Annotated in this window: 17 protein-coding genes and 4 pseudogenes; 13 read left to right on the top strand and 8 right to left on the bottom strand. The window is 67.0% G+C overall.

Annotation, left to right across the window (positions count from 1 at the left end; all coding sequences use genetic code 11):
- Positions 1-553 precede the first annotated feature (553 nt).
- The gene (locus JOD67_RS42220; RefSeq protein ID WP_205121857.1) at positions 554-6472 is read right to left on the bottom strand and encodes an RHS repeat domain-containing protein; all 5919 of its coding nucleotides are present in this window, start codon (positions 6470-6472) and stop codon (positions 554-556) included.
- Between JOD67_RS42220 and JOD67_RS34470 the strand changes: the two genes are divergently transcribed.
- From JOD67_RS34470 to JOD67_RS34455, 5 genes and pseudogenes are all read left to right on the top strand, one after another.
- Complete coding sequence (locus JOD67_RS34470; protein ID WP_205121856.1) at positions 6465-6647, top strand: hypothetical protein; 183 nt, start codon at positions 6465-6467, stop codon at positions 6645-6647. The two genes, JOD67_RS42220 and JOD67_RS34470, sit on opposite strands and share 8 nt — an antisense overlap.
- 846 nt (positions 6648-7493) lie before the next feature.
- Positions 7494-7796: pseudogene (locus JOD67_RS42625) on the top strand (hypothetical protein); the annotation flags it as partial.
- Between the two features lie 164 nt (positions 7797-7960).
- Positions 7961-9304, top strand: coding sequence for a TnsB C-terminal domain-containing protein (locus JOD67_RS34465; protein ID WP_307782656.1), 1344 nt, complete (start codon positions 7961-7963; stop codon positions 9302-9304).
- A pseudogene (locus JOD67_RS34460) lies at positions 9298-10233 on the top strand (TniB family NTP-binding protein). The gene JOD67_RS34465 and the pseudogene JOD67_RS34460 overlap by 7 nt, the downstream one beginning before the upstream one ends.
- Positions 10234-10891: 658 nt before the next feature.
- The gene (locus tag JOD67_RS34455) at positions 10892-11536 is read left to right on the top strand and encodes a hypothetical protein (protein WP_205121855.1); all 645 of its coding nucleotides are present in this window, start codon (positions 10892-10894) and stop codon (positions 11534-11536) included.
- A gap of 20 nt (positions 11537-11556) precedes the next feature.
- Here JOD67_RS34455 and JOD67_RS34450 read toward each other — a convergent pair.
- A pseudogene (locus JOD67_RS34450) lies at positions 11557-11868 on the bottom strand (GNAT family N-acetyltransferase); the annotation flags it as partial.
- A gap of 42 nt (positions 11869-11910) precedes the next feature.
- Between JOD67_RS34450 and JOD67_RS34445 the strand changes: the two are divergent.
- The 5 genes from JOD67_RS34445 (at position 11911) to JOD67_RS34425 (ending at position 14586) form a co-directional block, all read left to right on the top strand.
- Complete coding sequence (locus JOD67_RS34445) at positions 11911-12153, top strand: hypothetical protein (RefSeq protein ID WP_205121853.1); 243 nt, start codon at positions 11911-11913, stop codon at positions 12151-12153.
- A 148-nt stretch (positions 12154-12301) separates the two neighbouring features.
- Positions 12302-12472, top strand: coding sequence for a hypothetical protein (locus JOD67_RS34440; RefSeq protein WP_205121852.1), 171 nt, complete (start codon positions 12302-12304; stop codon positions 12470-12472).
- A gap of 27 nt (positions 12473-12499) precedes the next feature.
- Positions 12500-13207: a 4a-hydroxytetrahydrobiopterin dehydratase gene (locus tag JOD67_RS34435; protein ID WP_205121851.1), complete on the top strand. Its 708-nt coding sequence runs from the start codon at positions 12500-12502 to the stop codon at positions 13205-13207.
- A 31-nt stretch (positions 13208-13238) separates the two neighbouring features.
- Complete coding sequence (locus tag JOD67_RS34430; protein ID WP_205121850.1) at positions 13239-13694, top strand: SgcJ/EcaC family oxidoreductase; 456 nt, start codon at positions 13239-13241, stop codon at positions 13692-13694.
- 493 nt (positions 13695-14187) lie between these two features.
- On the top strand, positions 14188-14586 hold the full coding sequence (locus JOD67_RS34425; RefSeq protein ID WP_205121849.1) for a hypothetical protein: 399 nt from the start codon (positions 14188-14190) through the stop codon (positions 14584-14586).
- Positions 14587-15013: 427 nt separating this feature from the next.
- Here the strand turns inward: JOD67_RS34425 and JOD67_RS34420 are convergent, their stop codons facing one another.
- The gene (locus JOD67_RS34420) at positions 15014-15406 is read right to left on the bottom strand and encodes a DUF6247 family protein (protein ID WP_239554182.1); all 393 of its coding nucleotides are present in this window, start codon (positions 15404-15406) and stop codon (positions 15014-15016) included.
- Positions 15406-16518, bottom strand: a complete 1113-nt coding sequence (locus tag JOD67_RS42575; RefSeq protein WP_205121847.1) for a LysR family transcriptional regulator — start codon at positions 16516-16518, stop codon at positions 15406-15408. The genes JOD67_RS34420 and JOD67_RS42575 overlap by 1 nt, the downstream gene beginning before the upstream one ends.
- A 163-nt stretch (positions 16519-16681) precedes the next feature.
- Here JOD67_RS42575 and JOD67_RS34410 point away from each other — a divergent pair, with 163 nt between their 5' ends.
- From JOD67_RS34410 to JOD67_RS34400, 3 genes are all read left to right on the top strand, one after another.
- Positions 16682-17959, top strand: coding sequence for a DDE-type integrase/transposase/recombinase (locus JOD67_RS34410; RefSeq protein ID WP_205121846.1), 1278 nt, complete (start codon positions 16682-16684; stop codon positions 17957-17959).
- Between the two features lie 143 nt (positions 17960-18102).
- Complete coding sequence (locus JOD67_RS34405; RefSeq protein WP_239556228.1) at positions 18103-18786, top strand: MOSC domain-containing protein; 684 nt, start codon at positions 18103-18105, stop codon at positions 18784-18786.
- A 302-nt stretch (positions 18787-19088) separates the two neighbouring features.
- Positions 19089-19298, top strand: coding sequence for a hypothetical protein (locus tag JOD67_RS34400; protein WP_205121843.1), 210 nt, complete (start codon positions 19089-19091; stop codon positions 19296-19298).
- Positions 19299-19345: 47 nt separating this feature from the next.
- On the opposite strand, the gene JOD67_RS34395 is transcribed toward JOD67_RS34400, so the two are convergent.
- From JOD67_RS34395 to JOD67_RS34380, 4 genes and pseudogenes are all read right to left on the bottom strand, one after another.
- Complete coding sequence (locus JOD67_RS34395; protein ID WP_205121842.1) at positions 19346-20224, bottom strand: SDR family NAD(P)-dependent oxidoreductase; 879 nt, start codon at positions 20222-20224, stop codon at positions 19346-19348.
- A 212-nt stretch (positions 20225-20436) separates the two neighbouring features.
- A complete protein-coding gene (locus JOD67_RS34390) occupies positions 20437-21009 on the bottom strand; it encodes a dihydrofolate reductase family protein (RefSeq protein ID WP_205121841.1) in 573 nt (190 codons plus the stop codon).
- A 340-nt stretch (positions 21010-21349) separates the two neighbouring features.
- A pseudogene (locus JOD67_RS34385) lies at positions 21350-21655 on the bottom strand (dihydrofolate reductase family protein); the annotation flags it as partial.
- A 414-nt stretch (positions 21656-22069) separates the two neighbouring features.
- Positions 22070-22252: a hypothetical protein gene (locus tag JOD67_RS34380; RefSeq protein WP_205121839.1), complete on the bottom strand. Its 183-nt coding sequence runs from the start codon at positions 22250-22252 to the stop codon at positions 22070-22072.
- Positions 22253-22295 lie beyond the last annotated feature (43 nt).

Here is a 22295-nt window from a genome sequence, read left to right as displayed (position 1 = left end):
AAGCACACCCGCCAGTCGACCGACTCGTACACGATGTGGCGGCCGTCCATCTAGTGGCGGCCAGTCTGCCCCGGTTACGGCGAGCAGCTTGCCGTCTTTCTCAGGCTTTCCGCTGACGCTGTAGGCGGATCGCCTCCGGTCCAGTAGCTGTCTTCCGACATGGTGGTCGGGATCTCGTTCATAGAAAAGCTGGTGCCGACATCAGTACTACTTGTGTGGGCGACAATTTCCATTTCTGGTGAGGTCTTCATCTGCCCGGAGTGCGTGCGAAATTCGGATGATTCTCCCAGGTGGACAATCCCTCCTACGGCGACTCCGGGGATTGGGTCCGTCCCACTCCAAATCAGCTCTCGCGAGTCTCCAGTTGTGCGATAGAGCTGGATCGACTCAATCCTTTCCGATGGGCATAGTGGAACTAGGATTGCAAGGACTCCTTTATCCTGCCGAACACCGATGGTTGGAAGCTTCGGGTCTGCCATGAAGCACGCCGACAACAGCAGCAACGCAGTCGACATCAGGGCAGTCCACCTCGTGAGTGTTCGTCCCCGACCGCCTAACAACGGTATCCACCTCTTCGCAACCCCGCCTTTTGCTCCCACTTGTTCCTACACGCGTTACGTCCGGCCCGCCAGTAACGCAAGGCGAAACCAGCGCCATACCGTCTCCATTGCGAGCGGTGCCGAGACTCGTGATATATCACGTCCCGGGTGACCTGGGACCGCCGATTGCCAGTCAGGTAGGTGTTGCCGATGGTCACGCCTCCACGCGGGTAGGCCCAGTCGGGTATCACGCAAGTCATCATCCCATATCGCTTCTTGCACGTGTTTCTTCCACGGCTGACATGACGCGCATAGTATCGAGCCGCGAAGCCCAATGTGCGTGTCTGCATTCGGGCCTTCCACTTGTGGTAGCGACGCCATTTTCCGCGGGCCCATCGGTATCCGCGCCCATACCCACTCCACCGCCACCATTGCTTACCGTCGATGTCAAATGAGTTGACCGGGTCCGTCGGATAGGAATACGTATTCGCGCCACCGCCGGGAACTGGGTCGGTCTGAAGGAAGCGGCCGAGTTGTGGAGCGTAGAGACGGACACCCATGAGGACAAGGCCCCCAAGGGCCTCAGAGGACCGCTGTTTGCCACCTAGCCAACCGTAGCGGTCTGGCCGGGCGGCGCCGATGGAGACACCGTATTCGTCGGTGGTGTAGTTGCTGGTCGGTTCGGTCGCAGTGCCCGTGGTTGTGGCGGTGACATCGCCGTGAAGGTTGACAGTCTGCCAGGTCACGGCGCCGGCTTGGTTGGTGGTGGCGGCGAGGTTGCCGCCGAGGTCATTGATGTTGCGCGTCCACTGGGCGTGGTCGGTGGTTTCGGAGATCCAATCTGGGGAGTCAGTAGAGGCGTTGTCGTAGTGGTTGGTCTTAACGACGCCCGAGGTGGAGTTGGTCCAGGTCTTTAGCCTGCCTGCGTTGTCGAGACCGTAGGTGAGGGTGGTGCCGTCTTGGGTGAGGGAGCGGACGATGTCGTTCGTGTAGTAGCCGGCGTTGAGGTTCCCGGTGCCAGCGGTGAGGTCAGCGACCGGAACGGTGGTGATGCGCCCGTAGGCGTCGTAGACGAGCCCGCTGTGGGTGCCGGCGGGTTGGAGCCGGTCCGCGGCGTCGTAGGTCGATGTCTGGGTGGTTTGGGCCGTGGTGGATTGGCATTTGCCGTCGGAGCCCGCGGCGTAGGTGATGCGGGCGGTGCGGTTGGAGTTGGCGTTGAACTGGTACCGGCGCGACAGACAGGTTCCCGAACCGGCATCGTTGGTCAGGCTGAGGCGGCCGAGTGCGTCGTAGGTGTAGATCTGCTCGCGGACGACATTCACGCCGGCGGAGTTCTGGGTGCGCCATTGGCCGTGGATGTTGGGGGCGACGGTTTCCTCGAGCCAGGTCTGGTCCTCGACCTGGCGACGGTTGAGCTGTTCGCCCTCGGCGTCGAACGAGGAGGTTTCGATCAGCCCGTTTGGCCAGGTCTGCTCGACGAGCCGGCCTTCGATGTCGTAGCGGCCAGTGAACGCACCGGTGACGCCGGAGACGGTCATCGAGGTCGGGTGGTCGCGAGGATCGCCGTTCTCGTTGTAGGTGTTGGTAACAGTCGACTTGGCGTCGGCGACGGTGGCGACCCGGCCGGCAGTGTCGTAGGTGGTGGCGACCAGGTTGCGCGCGTCGCCGGCGGCTTCGGCGGAGTCGGTGTAAGTCTTGACACGGCCGAAGTCGTCGTAGGTCGTGGTCGAGGTGCTGGTGCCGTCGGTGACCGAGGTCACGGCTCCCGTGGTGGGGTCGTAGCTGCTGGTCTGCGTCGGGATGGCGGTGCCGAGGCCGCCGGTCGTTTGGCTCGAGACTGCCCGCGTCGAGTAGCCGCTGTTGTCGTAGGTCGTGGTCTCGGTGCGGGTGCGGGTGGTGCCGCCAGCGTCGATCACGGTGTCAGTGGTGGTGATCGGGCGGTTCAGGTAGTCGTAGCCGGTCACTCGGGTGGTCACCATCTGCGGCAGGCCGGCGACCCCGGGGTTCGGGTTGGCCGGTTTGGTGACGCACGCCAGGTTGGCCCAGGTGGGCTTGTTGCCGCAGGTGGCGTCGCGGGCGTTCGTGCCGCCGGTGTAGTAGATCGTCTCGGTGGTGCCGGGCCCACCACCGTTGGGTTCGGACGGCATCCGCGACTCGATCGCCAGCCCTGCGTCGGGGTCGTAGCGGGTGATGGTGGTGGAGGCGATCCCGGCCGGGTCTTGGACGACGCGCATCGGGGTGCGGAATGTCCAGCCGGTGGCATCGGAGGTCGAGAGGGCGTAGTCGTTGCGAGTGGTGCGTTTGTCTTGCTCGTTTGTCGCCACTGTGGTCGGTGACAGGCTCGCCCCTGTGGAGGTCGACATGACCAGGTGCAGTAGGTCGCCCGCGGGGTGGCCGAGTTCGGTGCCGGTGTCGTAGTCGGTATGGGTGTGTTCGCGCGCGCCTGCGGTGGTGCCGTCGGGAAGGACGACGTCACGGAACGGGCCGAAAGTGTCGGTGACGTCCTTGCCGTCGGCGGTGTAGATGCTGACCTGAGACAGCGCGAGCGCGCGGACTGCGACATCGGTAGAGGTGTACTCCGACGACAGATCCTGCGTCGTGTCCATCGCCAGGGCGCGGTTCGCCGCGCCAAGGTCACGGACGGTGTTGCCGAACTTGTCGTAGTCAATAGTGCTGATCGCCCAGCCGGCCTCGCCGGCGCCGTTGCTAGGGCCGGTGTACTCGGCGGTGTTGGTGGTGCGGCCATCGGCGTCGATGTAGGTGACGGTCGCCTCCCGCAGGTCGGTCCGGGACGCCGCGTCCCCGGGACCGAAGACCGCGGTCGCCGTCGCCGGTACTGTCTTCTGGCCCCAGGCGCCGACCTTTGCGGTCGTCGACAGGTCCGGGCGGAACGCGGCATTGCTGGTGTCGGCGGTGCGGGGAACGTCGTACTCGAACGTGGTGGTCTCGCTGCCGCCGCCGTTGGCGGCGTCGTGGGTTCGGCTCACGGTGTGGACGCGACCCACACCGTCGTAGCCGAGGATCCAGGCCGCGACCCCGGCTCCCTTTTCGGTAGCGAGCCGGCCGTTGGCGTCGTAGGTGTAGGTGGTGGGTAGCACCGCGTTCGTCGGGTTGCAGGCGACGGGTTGGGTGCCGGTTCCGGCGCCGGACACGGTCCGCGGGTCCCATGACTGCAGCAGACGCCCGGTTGTCGTGTCGTAGCTGTAGCAGGCGACGTCGACTTTCAAGTCCGTGCCTGCCGCGGTCGTGGTGCGGAACGTCACGGCGGTGAGGTGCCCGGACGGGTCGTAGCCGAACTGCAGAGCCTTGCACCCCGCTATCCACGTGGTGCATGACGACACGCCCGGCGGGAGGGGCGCCAGCATCTGCGTCGCACGCCCCTCGGCGTCGTAGGTATAGGTGGTGTTCTGGTTCGACCCGGGCTGGATCACGCGGGCGATCCGGTAGGTGTGCGGCTGGTTCTCCTTCGCCGCAGAGCTATAGGCAAGGGCGGGTGTGAAGGCGGTGGTGTTGCCGTCCAGGTCGCCAATCCGGAACTCCGACGGTCCACCGGCACCACCGACGACCGCGGTGAGCTTGTCGTCGCTGGTGGCGTCCTCACCGGTCGCGGCGTAGGTGCCGTCGGCCTTCTTGGCGAAGGTGGTGACCGCGCCGTCGGAGTCGGTCACCGACACGCTGAAGCCTCGGTCCGTCAGCCCGGTCCAGTCCGACGCGGCGGCGTCGACGGACATGCTGGAGATCCAGCCGGGGCCGAAGACGCCTTCCTCGACCAAGCTCATGCCGTCGTACAGCACCGGCTTGGTGGTCGCGTTGGAAGGGCGACCGTTGTAGAGGCGGATGAACGCCTCCGTCGTCCCGACTGGCAAGGATGCCCGGAGCCGCAGGGTTTGCCACGTGTTCAACGCTGTCGGCAGATTCGACGGCACCTGCACATACGACCCGGCACCGATGCGGTAGTAAAGGACGGCCCGTAGGACGCGCGGCAGACCACCCGTCTCGAGGCCGGTTGCGGTCGGCACGTAGATCTGGGTGGAGAACGTGTAGCTATGCCCGGCCTTCATCCCGAGCCCCATCGAGCCGCCGTTCGCACCGACCGCAGCGTAAGTGTCCACGTCGGTGCTCCCTGCCGCGGCGGGTGTGATCTTCAGAGCGCTGTTGCCGCCGGCTGCGGGTGTGGTTGCTGCGAGGGTGACGATGCCGCCTCCGGCGATGAATCCGGTGGTGTCGGTCTCGACCTCGGTCTGGTTCTCCGACAGCAGCTGTGGCGCGCCCTCGGGTGTCGCTTGCGGGGCGAGGGTGTTGAAGGTGCGGGACAGGGTCAGGTCCGACCCGTACGAGTCGATCGATGCGTCCGTCTCCGAAATCGCCATGTTGCCCGACAGCGGCGACACCGCGCCCGGCCCGGCGTCCTCCGACGAGCCGATCGAGTCGGTCTTGTCCAAGGTGAGGGTGACCTCATCGGAGGTGCAATCGTCGGGCTGGCCCGCGACCTTGAACTTGTAGCAGGCTCGGAGTTTCACCGTCCCGTCGCGGCCGAACAGGGTGGCGGGCACGTCCCACGCCAGGTCGCCGGTCTTCGGCACCGGCCAGGCGGTGACGGGCTGTCCGTCGACGGTGACGTGCCCGATGGGGATGGTGCGCCAGCTTTCACTGTCCGCCCACCGGTAGGACCAGGTCACCGACCCGTAATCCGGTGACGCGACACCGGCGAGGTGGGCGAACCTCGCGGTGCTGCCGTTCGACTCCGGTTTGGTGATGCCCGCCCCGGTGCCGAACGAATAGGTCGCGACGGGGGAGACGTTGTTCGCGAAGTCGACCGATCGGACGTAGACAGTGTGCCAGCCGTCGCCGGGTGTAACCGTGACCGTTTTCGACGCGCCGGTGGTGGTGGCCACCGACTGCGCGGACGCCATCGTCTCGTCATCGGTGGCGTACAGGTACCGCGACACCGCCGTGCTCGAAGAGGAAAAAGTCAACGACGGGTTCGTCGCGCCAGCCGTCCAGGCGTCGCGCGGATGCGTCGAACTCGAGATGCCGGGCGCGGGCGGTGGCGTGGGCGCCATCTTCTGGTAATAGCCCTGCACGTCAACGGTGGTGCCGGGTCTGCCACCGGAGGACAGGATGCTGATGTAGCCGTTGGAGCCGGGTTTGACGATCACCGTGTTCGTCACGTTGGCATCGGTCGCGGTGTACGAAAGCGTTGACATCTCCGGCCGCACGGCCCCTGACGGCCACACCGTGAAAAATCCCGAACCCTGCGGATCGATCGCGGTCACCGACAACACGACGGCGGTCACCCCGGCCGGCGGTATGACCTGCACGGCTGGGTTACCGTAGCGGGTGGCGCCGAGGATCTTGATCCCCCGGACACCGCCGGCGCTCATCGCACCCTGGTTGTTAATCCGGTCCGGAGTGATCGGCACGTAGAGATCGCGGCCGGTCTGGGTGTTGTCCAGGTAGTAGCCCTCCACGTCGACGATCAGATTCACCTGACCCGACCCCGCATACACAGAGATCTTGCCGCCGGCGCCCACCTTGACCTGCGCCAGACCAGACATCGCCCGGCCGGCGCCAACCTGCAACGTGGACACACTAGGCCGAGCCTGCCCGGCAGGCCACGAGATCAGATTCGTGTCCGCGGTCGCGTCGACCATGGTGAGATTCACGGCAACCGCGGACACATTCGCCGCCGGCACCCCACCCACTCCAAGCACCGTCACATCACGAGAAACCCCTGCCTGCAACGGCGTTTGTGGACCGCCCAGGCCGATGCGGGTGTCGAAGATCCGGGTGTGCGTCAACGGGACGAACGTGCCGCCCGCAGTCGTCACCGTATTGTCGGTGAAGAACCCGGTGACATCGAACACCACATGCGTGTCGCCCCACCGGTTGAACACGTTGACCTGCCCACCCGGGCCGATCTTCGTGATCACCGTGTTCGTCACCGCCTTACCGGCGGTGATCGTCAACGAGGCTGTCGATGGCCGTGTCTCACCCGTCGGCCACAACGTCAAGCCCGAATCCGCCGTGGAGTTGATCGACGTCACAGCCAACGCCACCGCCGACACCCCCGACGACGGCACCCCACCCACACCCGTCACCGTGTAGGTACGAGACTCGGCCTCACCCAGCTGCCCAGTCGCACCACCCAACCCGGTCCTCGAGTCCACGATCCGCGCCGGCTGCAGCGACACGTACTCACCCGCACCAGGCGGCGTCGACTCCAACCCGACATGGCCCGGTGACTTCGCAGTCGAGGCCTTGGCGGCGTCAGCCGTCGCCACACCCTCCGGAGGCACCACCAGCGTCCACGCCACCGCCAACGACAGCGTCAGAATCAGCCATCGCCGCAGAGCCCGAACACGTCGAGAACCGCCAACAATCCAGACAGAACGGCGAGAACGCAGCGGAACATACGTCGAAGCGGACAACCGAACCCCCCCAAGGATCCAGACGCGCCGGCAAAGTGAGCAAGGCATACCAGCCCGCCGTGAGAGCGTCTACAGCGTTGAGCAACATCTGGGCACAACCGGCCACAGCCGAAGCACCAAAGCCACCCAAACGCGTCAACCTGTCCGTGCGTCGACTTGTCGGGCCATCAGATCAGCTAGTTCAGCAGGGACTATCTCGACAAGATGTTCCGTTGTCACCGTCATCACCTGCCCCCGCCCACCATCGACGCCGCCCGGCACCCGCTTCGGACGTGATGCTCCGCCTCCCCACGGGTTAGGGCGCGGAGCCGACATCATGGGGCCAACGCGCGTTCGGCAACGACAACTCGGTCGTCCACGTCCGAAGACTACGACCGCGCGCGGTTGCCGACTAAAGCTAAAGCTGGCATGACATAAGATCTGTTACCGGCACTCGGTACGACTGAGCCTTACGTCGCAGCCGCCTTTGCAGTCGCCGTTGCAGCGGGCCGCTTCGCCGCACCTAGGCGCGCAGGATCTGTCGATGTCCGAACTGGTCTGCACAGCTCGTTCGCCTGGGAAGGGCTTTTGTGCAGCGGACTGCGAGTCGTTCGGGTGTACCGAAGTCCCCTGCACTACCGTCGCTTCAGTGCAGGCGGGGTGCCTGCTGGTCTGGGCGCTGGTGGTGGACGAAGTTGCCGAGCGCGGTGTGCATACAACTCCTGATCCGGTGTGGGATGTCGCGGTTCGGCAGGCTGCGGCGATCGGGCAGCTGGCCGGCCGGGAGGTGCTGGGTACGGCGACAGTGGACCGGGTTGCTGAGCAGTTGGGGATCTCGCGCCGCCAGGTCTATGTGCTGGTGCGCCGGTGGCGCAGCGGCGAAGGCGTGGTGTCGGACCTGCTCCCCGGCCGTCGGCTGGCGGCCGCGGCGGGTCGCGGCTGCTGGATGAGGTCGAGGCGATCGTGTCGTCGGTACTGCGAGCCTGGTACCTGTCGCGACAACGTCGATCGGTGGCGGCAATTTCCCGCGAGATCGCCCGGCTGTGCATGGCCCGCGGGTTGCCGGTGCCGTCACGGGGTGCGGGACTGCGCCGGGTGGCTCAGCTGGATCCTGTCCGGGCGACGATGGCCCGCGAGGGACACGACGCGGCCCGGTCGTTGCGGCCAGCTCGTGGCGACGTGCCGGTAGTCAGCGAGCTGCTGGAGCAGGTGCAGGTCGATCACACGCCGATCGACGTGATCGTGGTCGATGACCGGCATCGGTTGCCGACCGGGCGTCCTTATGTGACGGTCGCGATCGACGTGGCGTCGCGGTGCGTGGTCGGCCTGGTGGTGACGTTGGAGGCTCCGTCGGCGACGTCGGTCGGGTTGTGCCTGGCCCGGGCCGGAATGGATAAGCGTCCGTGGCTGGAGCAGCTGGGCGTGGATGCGGTGTGGCCGATGAGCGGGAAGCCGCGCGAGTTGTTCGTGGACAACGGCGCGGAGTTCCACAGCGAGGCGCTGCGTCGCGGGTGTGATCAGCACGGGATCGGGCTGCGGTACCGGCCCCCGGGCCGGCCGCATTACGGCGGAATTGTGGAGCGGGTGATCGGCACGATGATGGGCCTGGTCCACGAGCTGCCGGGTACGACGTTCTCGAGCGTTGCCGAGCGGGGCGGGTATGACAGCGACGGCCGGGCGGTGATGACGCTGACCGAGTTGAACGCGTGGCTGGTGCTGGCGGTGGCTTGTTACCACGGGCAGGTCCACGATTGGTTTTGTCGGACTCCGGCGGGGGTATGGGCCGAGCTGGCGGCGATGACGGACCAGGCACCGGTGACGGTCGCGAACGAGACCGCGTTCCTGGTCGACTTCCTGCCCGTCGTACGCCGGTCGCTGACCCGAACCGGGTTCCTGGTCGACCACGTGCACTACTCCTGCGACGCACTCCGACCGTGGATCGCCCGGCGCGGGCAGCTGGACAAGTTCGTGCTGCGCCGCGACCCGCGCGACATCTCCCGGATCTGGGCTCTCGAACCGGACGGTACGGCGTACGCGCAGGTGCCCTACCGGACCCAGTCGCGGCCGGCGATCAGCGTCTGGGAGCAGCGCGCGGCCGTGACTCGGCTGCGCGAGCAGGGCCGCGACGACGTTGACGAGCAGGCGCTGTTCGCGATGGTCGATCAGATGCGCCGCATCACCGACACCGCCGCAGCTACCAGCCGCAAGGCGCGCCGCGCCCAGGTCCGCCGCGACGAAGCGGGTCACCAGGCGCTTGGCAGCGATACGACTGCCCCGCTGCCGCCCACTGGTGCGCGCGACGCGGACAGTGAGGCGCCGCCGGCGGCCGTGTTCGAGGTGATCGAGCAGTGGTGACCTTCGATTCACGTCCGGCGGACCGCGACGTCGACGCGGACCGGGAGCTGGGGCATCTGCACGAGTCCACGCGGGCGATCGCGCTGCTCGGCGACAAGGAGCGCCTGCATTACGTGCAGGCGGATCGGTGGATCGGGTACCCGGCCGCGGTCGCGGCGCTGGAGCGGCTGGAGACGTTACTGGCGTGGCCGGCCGAGCAGCGGATGCCGAACCTGTTGCTGATCGGCCCGACGAACAACGGCAAGTCGATGATCATTGAGAAGTTTCGCCGAACGCACCCGCCGGTCTCCCACGAGGACCGCGAACAAACTCCGGTGCTGGTGGTCCAGATGCCGTCCGAGCCGTAGGTCGGCCGCTTCTACACCGCCGTCGCGGCCGCGCTCGGCGCGCCTCGGCGCAACTACCGGGTGCCCGAGCTGGAGCAGGTCGTGCTCGGGCTGCTGCGGGCCACTGGTTTGCGGATGCTGGTGATCGACGAGCTGCACAACATCATGGGCGGTCGCGGCGACCGCCGCCGCGAGTTCTTGAACCTGCTGCGATTCCTGGGCAACGAGCTGCGCATCCCGCTGGTCGGCCTCGGCACCCGCGATGCCTATCTGGCGATCCGGACCGACGACCAGCTGGAGAACCGGTTCGCCCCGTTCACGCTGCCGGCCCGGGAACCCGGCAACGACGCGTGCTCGCTGGTGGCCAGCTTCGCCGTGTTGTACCCGCTGCGCAGGCCCTCACCGATCGCCACACCGGAAATGACGTCGTACCTGCTGACCCGCTGCGAGGCCACGATCGGTGAACTGGCCACGCTGCTCACCGAGGCCGCCACCGTCGCGATCACCACCGGCGAGGAGGCCATCAACGCCGACACGCTCCAGCTCGCCGCGTACGCCGGGTCCGGCGAGCGTCGGCGCCTGTTCGAGCGCGAACTGTCGTGACCCCGAACGACTTGCCCCACCACTTCCACCGCGGTTTCCCGCGTGGCTTCCAGAACAGTTTCCAGCGTGAACTCCCGGCCTGGCTCGTCACTGAACTAGACGGTGAGGTGCTGTCGCGGTGGCCGCTGCATCCGCCGCCCGGCGAGCGCGAAGCGCTGTCGTCGTGGGTGGACCGGATCGCGGTGCTGTACCGGATGACCAGCGAGCAGCTGGTCGGGTCCGCAGAACCTGCGGATCGTGCAGTACCCGGCCTACGATCTGGACGTGCACCCACCACCGGCGGTGCTGAACGCTTTGGCGCAACGTACCGGCCAGCCGGTCGACCGGCTGACATCAATGACGCTGTCGGGCTGGGAGCCGTGCCTGCTGGAGCATCTGTCGACCTTCGAAAAGCCTTACCCCTGGGAGGAGTTCTTCAACTACGTCCGGTCGAACCCGGTGCTCTTCCCGCTCGGCGAGGCCGGTGTCCAGCACGCCGACGGTCACCTGAGCCGATGGATCGGGCCCTGGCTTCCTCATACGTGGCTGGACCGGCACTGCCCGGTCTGCGTGACCGACCCCGACCTGGGCCGCGAACTGATGTGGCGGCTGCCGCTGGTACAGCTGCCACGAGCACGGCTGCTACCTCGAGGAACGGTACGCCGCCACCTTCCACTCCATGCTCAACAACGGCCGGCCGATGCCGCCCCGGCCAGTTCCCGAACCTCTGGCAACCTTGGAGGGCTACACGTACAGCGCCCTGAACACCGGGATGGTCGAGTTGCCCGGCCGCACCGTCCAGGCCGCGATGTGGTTCCGGATCCTGCGCTCTTTACTGGACGAGGTCAGCCTCGCGATCACCTCTCGGCGCAAACAGCCAGCAGCCGCGCTGCGCACGATCTGGAAGGCCGCCGGGCTTCCGCCCCGCGGCGGCCTCGGGGTCTGGGCACCGTACGAGATGATGGAACCCGAGCAGCAGCACGTCATGATGACCGCGGCCGCAACAGCGACCGATCTTGCCGCCAGGCACGAGATCCTGGTCCTCGGCCGGCTCGGTCCGGCGATCCAGCCGCTCCCACTCATGGACGTGTACGCCGGAGACCGCCCGCCCCCGGCGCGCAACGCCTGGCAGGAACTCGTGACCGAGATCGAGCTGATGCTCGACGATGCCCGCACCGACCCCACGGTCGCCGGCGAAGCGCTCCAGCTCCTGACCAGGACCTGCAAGACGCTTCGGCAGTTCGAGGTACGCCGTGGCTACCTGCTCCGGAGCAGGCGTCCCCGCAGCTTTCCTTCCCTGCGCCGCCCAAGCCGGCCGCGGTGATCTGGTCTGATCCCGCGACGTCACTGGCTGGTCGGTCGGCGGGCGGTAGTAGAAGAACTGCTCGCGCGGGCCGGGAGGATCGCGCTGTGGATCCCGAACACGACGAAGAAGTCGAGCGGCTTGCCTTCACCCAGCACGGTGAAGCCCTGCTGGGTGTAGAAGGTCTCCAGGCCGGGGTCGCGCCGGTCGAACCATCGCTGATCGGGAACGTCGAACTGGCCGAACAGGTAGAAGTAGCCGCATGCGGTGAAGATGTCCGTGAACCGGGCCAGCAGCCCGGCGCCGACACCGCGGCCGCGCCACTTCGGATCCACAGCCAGGGCCCGCAGCTTGCTGACCCGGTCAGGCCGCCCACCATCACCATCTGCCGATCGGTGATATTCGGTGAGTTCAGGTGCTGCTCGATCACCGCCGACGGCGGGAACGCGATCAGCAGCCCGACGATCTCGCCGGTCTCGGTGACCGCCACCATCACCAAGCTGACGGCCTGCGCGGCGGCCACCAAGTCACCGGTCATCAGCTTGGACAGCTCCCGGCGGAACTGGTCCACACCGAACTCCGCACCGGCCAAGACTGCGGACCCGAGCGAGGCCGCGTTCACGAACTCCGCAAGCTGACCACTCTTGGCACCTGCGCTGTCGATCCCGACCAGCGCTGCCAGCTCACCACACCGCGCCAGATCAGCTGGCACGGCGACCCGGGCCCGGATCCCCGGACAGATCTCCGCATCCAGGTCGACCCGCTGCCCGTCATCGGCCACGACTGATGCCGACGGCAGCCGGCCACCTGCCCGCGGCGCAGGTGCCGGACGGGCCGGGTTCCCCGCGACCACCCGACAACGGCACCCGTCGACTCTACGAGCGGCTCGGCTTCACCTACGACCGGCCCAAAGGGCTGAAGAACTGCGTCATGGTCAAGACGGTCGAGCCTGCCTGAGGCCGGTCGCAGCTAGAGTCCCAGACCATGGACATGCTGAAGGGCGACCAGATCGCCGGGGCCAACCTGACCGAGTGGCGCAAGCTGGCCCAGGGACTGCACGCCCACTACCTGGTCAAGGACTTCGGCACGGGCGCACGGTTCGTTGCCGCGGTTGGCGAGGCGGGCGACCGGCTCGGCCACTACCCGCGCGTGTCGATCGGCAACGGCTACGTTGACATCGAGCTGGTCACCGACGACGCCATCTACCGCGACGACGAGGGCACCGAGTACGTCGTCGAGTGGGGGACCATGCAGGACGTCGATCTCGCGCGACGGATCACCGAGATCGCCGCCGACCGCGAACTGGATGCCGACCCGGCCTCGGTCAGCGAGATCGAGCTCGGCCTCGACACGGCCCGTTCCGCCACCGTTGCTCCGGTGTGGGCAGCCTTGCTGACAGGGAGCGCCGAGTCCCAGGGCCGCGGGTCACCCGGCGACGAGATCCGGGACGCGACGGTGCGAGTGCCGAACTTGTGGTTCGACGACCCCGGCGAGCCCGAGGCCACGGGCCAGCGACTCCATGTCGAGGTCTACGTCGCGCCTGAGGTGGCCGAGCAACGCATCGCCGCCGTTCTCGCCGCCGGCGGGACCGTCGTCGACGACAGCGATGCGCCCGGGCTCACCGTGATTGCGGACCAGGACGGCAACAGAGGAGTCCTCTGCGTCGACATTTCCGCTGCAGCGAAGGATTGAAACGCCAACTCGAGTGCGGGACAGTGCTTGTGTGAGCGATCCTGCTTCTCTGGGCGATCTTGAGCAGGTGCATGCCGAGATCCTGTCGGCATGGAACCGCCAGGATGCCGAAGCATATGCACGTCAATTCACGCAGGACGCGATTGTCGTGGGCTTCGACGGCAGCGAGATGCACGGCCGCAACGAGATCGCCGACGCCCTCGCCGGCATCTTTGCGGACCATCAGGTCGCCAGCTATGTGCGCATCGTTCGTGACGTGCGGCCGATCGGCACGAACTCGGCTCTGCTGCACGCTACCGTGGGAATGGTCCCGCCCGGCGGCGGTGACCTGGTGCCCGACCAGAATGCAGTCCAGTTGCTCGTCGGTGTGCGCCACGATGGCACCTGGTTGGCGGCGTCTTTACAGAACACGCCAGCAGCACTGCATGGTCGGCCTGAAGCGGTCGACGCGATGACCGAGGAGCTCCGGGCCGCGCGCGAGCACTAGGACTCAGTCAAGGCTCCAACGACGCCATCAACTCGGATGGCGCTACGGCCCCGCACGACCGATGTCGACGCCAATGACATCCGCGCAGGGTACGAGGCCTCCCCGCTCCCCGCCGGCTCGCACCGGCGGTCCGCCGCACGACCAACGTCGACCTCACACGTCCTCCCCGCACCGGGCGCTGACACCACTGACTAGCCATCCAGCGACCCTTGCGAAACTACCTAAACCATCCTGTAACGGTCATAATCCTGTATCGGACGGGGCATCGGCCCGGACGTGGCCGGGCGCTGTCAGCACAACTGTCGCTCGGGGGAGCTCGGCGCGGGCGTCGACGGGGCCGGCTACAGTCGGCTCGGGTCTCTCGCCTTCGGAGACAGTGCGGCGGGAGACCCGTTCACGACGTTCACGACGATGCTCACGCCGCGGGGCCGCCCACAGCTGTACACACTGACAAAACTGACACCAGCCGTTCGGGCGGAAAGGGGAGGGGACGTTGAACACAGACACCACATCGATCACGGGCACGATGTTGGACACGGCCTTAGATAGAGACGCGGCCTTAGATAGAGACGCGGTGTGGGCGATCGTGCGGGCCGCCCTCGCGGACCGGTTCCGCCCCTACCGCGCCGCCTCGGGAAAGGCTGCCGCCGTAGACGCGGCCATCCTGGCGGTCCAGGGCTTCACCAACCCCACCGGCCACCACGGCATCGTCGTGCACCTCAGCAGCGACCGGAACGCGATCGCCGCCGAGCAGGCCCTCGCCGCAGCCGGCGGTCAGGTACGACGCGATGAGGAGTACGACCCGTTCGCCCCTGGCAACACCGGAGTCCGTCTCGTCATCGAAACCGGTCGCCGACTCGCCTCGGAAGACCAGATGGAGCAGCCCCTCTAACCTGCGTTGGCGACGGTGAACGGGCCCGGAAGCCAGACGTGCAGGGGGCGTCCGGCGGCGCCCGGCTGTGTGGTCAAGATCAACGGCAACCGACACGCCCACGGCGGGCGAGAGGAGTGGAGGGGCAGCGTGGGGCACCGGGGAGCGGCGGGGTTTCCTCGGGTGCGGCGGTGCGTACGGCGTCAACGATTCGTTGACGGGCTTCGCTCGGGCTCGATGGTGTACCAGGTCGCGAGGCCACGACCGGCGGGGCCCGAACGAGACCGACCAAATGTTGGCGGTTGGGGTGTCACGTGCGGGACGTCCATGGGTGTGCGGGGGAGGTATCGAGCGCGGCCCGCAGCTCGAGGAAGGCGGCGACTGCCTCTGGTGGTAGCGCGTCGATCTCGGACTGCTTCGACGTCGATTTGACGCGGTACACGCAGGATCAGGCGTCCCGGTGCGGGTGGTGTGGTTGGTGAGGGCGGTGGGCGAGGCCTGCGGTGACGACGTCCCACGGCACGCCCTCAGGCGGTGTCTCCCCGGCCTCGGCGCGGACGAGCTGGGCCATCATCTGCCGGTGCCGTACGGGGATTGTTCCGGGCTGACGCGGCGAACATGGCCACCGCTGGAGCACGTCGTCGAGCTCGGTCAAGTCGAGCCGGTCCCGCGCGACGTCGAGGGCGTGGGACCACTCCGCGTCGAACCGCTCGGCGTCGTCGATGGACACGGCGGCGAGCGCGGCTCGCACTTCGACCGGTGTCGCGTCCAGTGGATGATGACGCGGCCCGGCCGGGTCGCTGGATTCCGGACGGGAGGTCACAAGAGACACTACGGCCATCAGTGACTCGTCCGGTACGTTCGACGGAGCCGCCGTGTCCAGAGGCCCGCGGCTCTATCTCGACGTTCTGGAGTTGCGGACAAGGACTCGGGTACGCCTCGGGTACGGAAGTGCGGGCGGCCTCCTGGAGCCCTATCGTCTATCGGCGGCTGCAGTCCAGCCGAGGAGGTCTGTGCGGTCGGCGGCGGGGAGCCAGTCGGTCTGGGGGTCGAAATCCAACCAGCCTTCCCGACGGGTCGTCTCCGCGAGGAGCCCGAAGAATTGGGCGAGCTGCTTGTGCGGCGCGACCCTACGACGCAGGGCCCACCACAGGAACCGGGGAACGGGCTGGAGATCCACGATCGTGACGCCTCCCATGGCAGCCAGAGGCACTCGCGGCCGGCGAGGGAGAGGCTGTTCGGATTCCCGCGGAGATCGTCGAGGAGGTGATCGACGCCAAGGTTGAGACCCTCAGTTGACGTGGGAATCTCAAAGTGCGACCCGAACTCACGAAGAAAGCCCGCAACCTCGCCCGGGCTGTTTTCGAGTGGCCACCACAATCCAACGGCACGCAGATCGTCGGGGCTCAGAACCTCGGTGCCCGCGTAGGGATGCCGGCTCGACATCGCCACGGCCATCGGTTCCAGATAGGTCGGCTGGACGATGAGTCCAGCCGGGACTGGACGGAGGAGATCGTACGGACGACCGAAGGCGACGTCGACCTCGTCGCGTTCCAGCGCGCCCAGCGATGCCGACAGACTGCGACGCATACTCAGCTCGGGGAGAAGATGGGGAGTCTGGGCAGCAAGACGGCCCACGATTCGTAACGGCGCATGCACTTGACCCCACACGTCGATGCGCAGTGGCCGCGTCTGCGGCCACAGCTCTGCTGCCGTCTCGTCGGCGATGGCGAGCAGCCGGCGTGCCTTCGGCAAGAACCTCCGACCGGTCAGTGTCAGCTCCACCACGTTATGCCGCCGGTCGAAGAGCGGCTCGCCCAGCAGTTGCTCCAAACGCTTAATCCGCTTGGACAAGCCCTGCTGGCTGATGCAGAGCCGTTCGGCTGCACGCCCGAAATGAAGTTCCTCCGCAGCGACCACTAACGCTCTGATCTGGGAAAGGTCGAAGTCCACCGCATCACCTTGGCAGACAACCGACGGTTGTCCAGCCCGCGCGTTGACTCATCGGAAATGCCCGGCTAGGTGAGTCGTTGCCTCAGTTGGAAAGTGCCCGTTTCGGCGTGTCTGTCGGGGGTGGGGTGGGGGTGGCGGCTGATCGTGATCGATGGGGTTGACGATGGTTCAGCGGTTGGCGGTGGCTCGGCAGGTCGCGGTGCGGTATCGGGCGGCGGGTCGGGCGGACAAGTCGCGGATTTTGGATGAGTTGTGCGCGACGACGGGGTGGCATCGTGATCATGCGCGGAAGGTGTTGCGGGTCGCGTTGCGGGTCGCGTTGCGGCCCAAGCGGGTGCGCAGGCGGCGGCGGGTCGGGACGTTGAAGTCGGCGATGCCGCCGCCGGGGCAGGTGTATGGGCCGGAGGTGGTCGCGGCGTTGGAGAGGTGTTGGGCGGTGCTGGGTGGGCCGTGTGGGAAGCGGCTGGCGCCGTTCTTGCCGGAGTTGGTGGACCGGCTCCGGCAGGTGGGTGAGCTGCAGATTCCGCAGCAGACGGCGGATCTGCTGGTGGCCATGTCGGCGGCCACGATCGATCGGCGGTTGGCTAAGGCGCGGGCTCGGCTGCCGCACAAGGGCCGGTCCGGCACCAAGTTCGGGTCGTTGTTGAAGGCGCAGATCCCGGTGCGGATGTGGTCGCAGTGGGACGACGACCGGCCCGGGTTCGTCGAGGTCGATCTGGTCGGCCACGAGGGCGGCAACTCCCGCGGGGAGTTCTGCCAGACCCTGACCGTGACCGACATCGCTTCGGGCTGGACCGAGACCCGCGCGGTCCGGAACAAGGCCGCGGTCCGGGTCCGGGACGCGTTGGACGACATCGCCGCCGGGTTGCCGTTCCCGCTGCTGGGCATCGACTCCGACAACGGGTCGGAGTTCATCAACCACCACCTGCTGGGCTGGTGCACCGACAACAAGATCACCTTCACCCGGTCCCGGGAAGCCCACAAGAACGACAACGCCCATGTGGAGCAGAAGAACTGGTCGGTGGTGCGGCAGACGGTGGGGTATCTGCGGTTCGACACCGACGCCGAGACCGAGCTGTTGAACCGGCTCTACCAACCACTCCGGTTGATGATCAACTTCTTCACCCCGCAACAGAAACTGCAGTCCAAGACCCGCCACGGCGCGAAAGTGATCAAGAAGCACAACACCGCGAAGACCCCGTTCCAGCGGCTGCTCGCCTCGGCGCACATCGACCAGACAGTCAAGAACAACCTCACCGGCTGGTACGACCAGCTCAACCCCGCCCAACTCCGCCGCGACATCGCCACCCTGCAACAACACCTGCTCGACATGTCCACCGCGAAAGGACACCCCAACCGCGTCCCCGCACTCCACCCACCCCGACGCCCTTCCCGGGCAAAAACACATGAGGCAACGACACCGTCTTCCCGGGCATCTTGACATGAGGCAACAGGGACCGCGCCATCGCCCCGCCATCGCTGCGCCAGCAAAGTCAATTGGCCCCATCCTCGTCGTAAGGGCGACACGTCATGCCCACAACGCGGGGTCATCTGGGCGGAGATCGCTATCCTTCCAAGGTGCCAATGCGCGTCGTCTCACTCCGCCGCTATCCGGTTAAGTCGATGGCCGGTGAGTTCCTCAGGGCCGCGACGTTCAACCATCGAGGGATCGAGGGCGACCGGTGGTATGCCGTCGAGGATCCTGACGGCCACTTCGCGTCAGGAAAGAACACGAGGCGGTTTCGTCGACGTGACCCGATCTTCTCGTACGGCGCGGTAACGAGTCCATCAGGTGATGTCGTTGTTACCGGACCGTCCGGGGAGTGGAGGGTCGGTGACCCTGCCCTCGATGCGGAACTGAGCCACGAGATTGGCCTGGACGTCCGGGTCACATCTGAGGCAACGATTCCCCACCAAGACATGGGATCGGTTTCTTTGATCGGCACTGCGACCCTGGAGTGGTGCGCTGAACGGTGGGGAATTCGTGCGGATCCTCGGAGGCTACGGGTGAACCTTGTCTTCTCGTGCGAGGAACCGTTCATCGAGGAGAGTTGGGCCGGCCGAACTCTTGTGTGCGGTGGGACGCAACTTCGTGTGGTGGAACGCGTGCCACGTTGCCGGATGATTGACATCGACCAGGATGGGGCGAAGGCCGAGGGAAAGTGGCTCAAGCCTCTAGCTGCGGAACGCGACATGTTCTTGGCCATGTATGCCGATGTGGCCACGAGCGGAGTCATCCGACTGGGCGACGAGCTGGCGATTTCTTGACGCAGTGCCGTCGATGAATCCAGTAGCCACGTGCCGGGCGACAGGTCTTCGTCATGGTCCGAACGAGTCACATTCGCGGTTGTGCGCCCGGGCAATCCGGTCGATCGTTGAGATCCCGCGGTACAGCTCGGGTTGCAGCGCTGGATAGGGACCGGGGCTCAAAGCGTGGCGCGGGGCTGGTCGCTGCGGCGGACTGGCGTCGGTCTCAAGCTGTGGGACCCGACTCCGTTGATCTTCTCGAGCGGCGAGGTTGTGCTGCCGCCGGCGTGGGTTGTCGGCGGCCGAGCTGGCTTTTTGCGTTCGTGCTCTACGGGATCCGGGTCGGCGTACGGGACCACTCGACCGACGGGGAGTCTTATACGGCTGAGGATCGGGCGAACGAGCTCAATGCGTCGTACCGCCTGGGCATCATTGCGGCAGCCTGGTGCCGTTCGACAACGCTGATCCCTGTTGATCAGGTGGACAAGGCGTTTGAGCTGCTGCGCCGGGCCGGTCACCGGGTGATTGGCTGAAGCCTCCGATGCGGTGCCCGCTTCTGCCTGGTGCCGAAGTTCAGCTGCTACACGTTGTTGCTGGTGCCGGGGTCGTTCGGGGCATCGGCAGTCAGAGGCGTCTCGTAGGAGACGCTCAGACTGACTTCTCGCCAGGCCTCGTCGCTGGCGGCGAGTTCCTGTGCCGCCTGCTGCGCCAGCGGCACAGCATCGGTGCCGAGCAGCAGACGCACGGGTGCGTCGTCCCGGCCGGCGAGGTCTCGCACGACTTGCGCGACACGACGCGTGTCCCCCGGCTCGTGACCAGAGAAGGCGCGCAGCGCCTCGGCGAACGCTCCGATCGTCGGCTGGTACAGCGCGCTTGGCTGCGGGACCGTCATCGACGAGCCACCCCAGTCGGTGCGCATGGCGCCCGGCTCAAGAACGGTGACCTTCACCCCGAACGGCGCGATCTCCTGGGCGAGACCGACAGAGAAGCCGGCGACGGCACATTTCGCCGCCTGATAGGCGGTCAGACCCGCGCCGGACAAGCGGACAATGAGCGAGGCGACCTGGAAAATGTGACCACTGCCCTGCTCGCGCAGGAGCGGCACGGCCGCCTTCGAAACGTTCACGACACCGTAGAAGTCGGTATCGATCTGCGCCCGGAACGAGGCGATCGTCGTGTCCTCAAACGATCCCAGGTCACCATATCCGGCGTTGTTGACGACGACATCGATGCGCCCGAACGTCTCCGCGGCCTGAGCAACCACGTGCGCAGCCGCGGCGTAGTCGGTCACGTCCAGCCGCAGGGCAAGCACCGCGTCGCCGTACTTGTCGAGGAGGTCCCGCAACCGCTCAGGGTTACGCGCCGTCGCCGCCACGCGATCACCCGCTTCGAGCGCGACCTCGGCGAGCGCGCGACCTAGACCGCGCGAACTTCCCGTCACGAACCACACCTTGGACATGGGCCACTCCTGACAACTGGACAATCACGTTGGCGTCGGCGCTGCGTCAGACATGCCGCCGCTCGTGCGCTCGGCACCGACCTGGTCGACACCAGCGTCCCCGGAGGGAAGGCGCTCCTAGCGGCACTCGGTTGGCCGCCCGATCGTTTCGTCGAGCGGACGGCGAAGCCGCTCTCCAAAACCGGTATCAGCAGGATCGGCCTGTCGGCCGCTCATGGCGCTACCCGGTAGCGCAGGTGTGTGACACCGGGCGCGTCGAGCACGCGCGTCAGCTCGAGCTCGACACGGTCGGCACCGAACAGCCGCCGCCCGTCGCCGAGCACGACCGGGATCAGGTGGATCTCCAGCTCGTCGATCAGGCCCTCGCGCAGCAGCGACTGCGCGAGGTCGGCGCCGTGCACCATCACGTCCTTTTCGCCGGCGGCTGCCTTGGCCTCGCGCATCGCGGTCGCGACGTCAGGCACGTAGTGGACCCAGCCGCTCTGTGGCGCCGGCGGTGTTCCGCGCGTAGGTACGAAGATCGGCACACCGTGGTGGTCGCCGCCCCAGCGGCCGGCGTAGTCGAACGTCTTGCGGCCGACGACGGCCGCACCTGTAGCCATCCCCTCGGCGAACACCTGCCCGCTCAGCCCCGGCGGGTCAAAGTGCGGCAGCTCGGAGGTGGGCTCGCCGAGCCACTCATGCAGCCGGACGCCGCCGGTCCCGAGCCCCTTGCCCGGGCCGTCGTCCGGGCCGGTGATGAACCCGTCGAGCGACATCGACATGTACAGGATGGACTTCCCCATGCGATCTCCTTATTGCCGGCACTGTTTCACTGCAGTTGTCGTTCACTGCAGTTGTCTCGAGGTTGCTGGATACGACGTACTCGGGGAGCGCATCGCGCTCGGTCGAGCAGGGTTGTTGAGATCGGCGGCCGGCCCGATTTCATGGACGGCCGCACCGCGCCGCGGCTCGGCCCCAGGCCTGCAGCACCCGGCTCGGATCGGCGCCCAGCTCGACCCCGGTGGTCCGTCACCCCCGCTCGACCACCGGGCCGCGCCGTGTAGAGGCTCGACCGGGACGCATCGGGCGGGGTGTGCGTCAGGGAACCACGGGCGTGCTCGCGGGGCGCACAGCACGAACGCCTCACCGATCGTCGCGCGGTACAGGCGACACCTCGACGGCGCGGTGACGTCCTCGAGCGTCACTGTGGTCACACCCCGGCTCGCGACGCCGGCCCCTTAGGGCGTGGGTGTCCGGACGTGTGTAGGTCAGTGCGAGGTTGCCTCTGGGGAACGACTTCACGTCGACCAGCTTCAGCTTCGTGAACTCGGTGAACAGTGGGCTGCCGCTGCCGTGGGCGACGGGGTTGATCAGCAGGTGGTACTCGTCGACGAGGTCGGCGCGCACGAGCGTCCGCGCGAAACGCACGCCGCCGTGCGCCATGATCGGGGCGCCCCTCCTGCGCCTTCAGGGCCGCCACCTCGGTGGCGAGGTCTCCGGAGCAGACGGTCGTGGTGGCCCATGGGGTGTCGATCGGCCTGCAGGAAAAGACGACCTTCGGAATCCTGTTCATCGCGTCGGCCACGGGGCCGTCCTGGTAGGGCCAGTGCCCCGCCATGTCCCGGTACGCCTGGGCACCCATCGCGTGCACACCAGCACTGCCGAGCACGCCGGCCATGTGCGCGACGAACTCCTCGTCGTCGTACTCCAGGAAGAAGTCCGCTGGCACGCCCGCGGGGGGTGCGCCGTAGCCGTCGAGGGACAGGCTCTGGCGGAGAACGAGAGGGCGCACGAGAACTCCTCGGGAGGGGTTGGGTATCCGCTGGTCGGTAGTGCATGCCGTCCTGTGGCAGGCTGCTGGCTCTATGCCCGCGTGGGTGACGCGGCCTCGGGCTCCAGCTCGGCCTTCTGGCTCCTCGAACGGGGGTCGCTGTCGTGGCCGTGTGAGTTCTGCACGTGCCTCAACGCCCACACGGCGAGGATGACCAGGGCGACGTAGAAGATGGCGCTGACGATGCCGACCACGTGCAGGCCGGAGGTGAACACGTCGCGTGCCGCGGCCAGCAGGTCGGCGCCTTGCTGGGCGGGC

It is taken from the genome of Tenggerimyces flavus, from assembly GCF_016907715.1.
In the GTDB taxonomy this organism is placed as follows: Bacteria; Actinomycetota; Actinomycetes; order Propionibacteriales; family Actinopolymorphaceae; genus Tenggerimyces; species Tenggerimyces flavus.
Note: the sequence above shows the minus strand (reverse complement) of the source record. Positions and strands in the feature narration are given on the sequence as shown.

Coding starts and splice junctions, on each gene's coding strand:
- JOD67_RS34410 (WP_205121846.1), top strand. CDS start 16,682: ATGGTTCAGCGGTTGGCGGTGGCTCGGCAGGTCGCGGTGCGGTATCGG.
- JOD67_RS34435 (WP_205121851.1), top strand. CDS start 12,500: ATGGACATGCTGAAGGGCGACCAGATCGCCGGGGCCAACCTGACCGAG.
- JOD67_RS34455 (WP_205121855.1), top strand. CDS start 10,892: ATGCTCAACAACGGCCGGCCGATGCCGCCCCGGCCAGTTCCCGAACCT.
- JOD67_RS34405 (WP_239556228.1), top strand. CDS start 18,103: ATGCGCGTCGTCTCACTCCGCCGCTATCCGGTTAAGTCGATGGCCGGT.
- JOD67_RS34440 (WP_205121852.1), top strand. CDS start 12,302: ATGCCGACGGCAGCCGGCCACCTGCCCGCGGCGCAGGTGCCGGACGGG.
- JOD67_RS34390 (WP_205121841.1), bottom strand. CDS start 21,009: ATGGGGAAGTCCATCCTGTACATGTCGATGTCGCTCGACGGGTTCATC.
- JOD67_RS34395 (WP_205121842.1), bottom strand. CDS start 20,224: ATGTCCAAGGTGTGGTTCGTGACGGGAAGTTCGCGCGGTCTAGGTCGC.
- JOD67_RS34420 (WP_239554182.1), bottom strand. CDS start 15,406: ATGGCCGTAGTGTCTCTTGTGACCTCCCGTCCGGAATCCAGCGACCCG.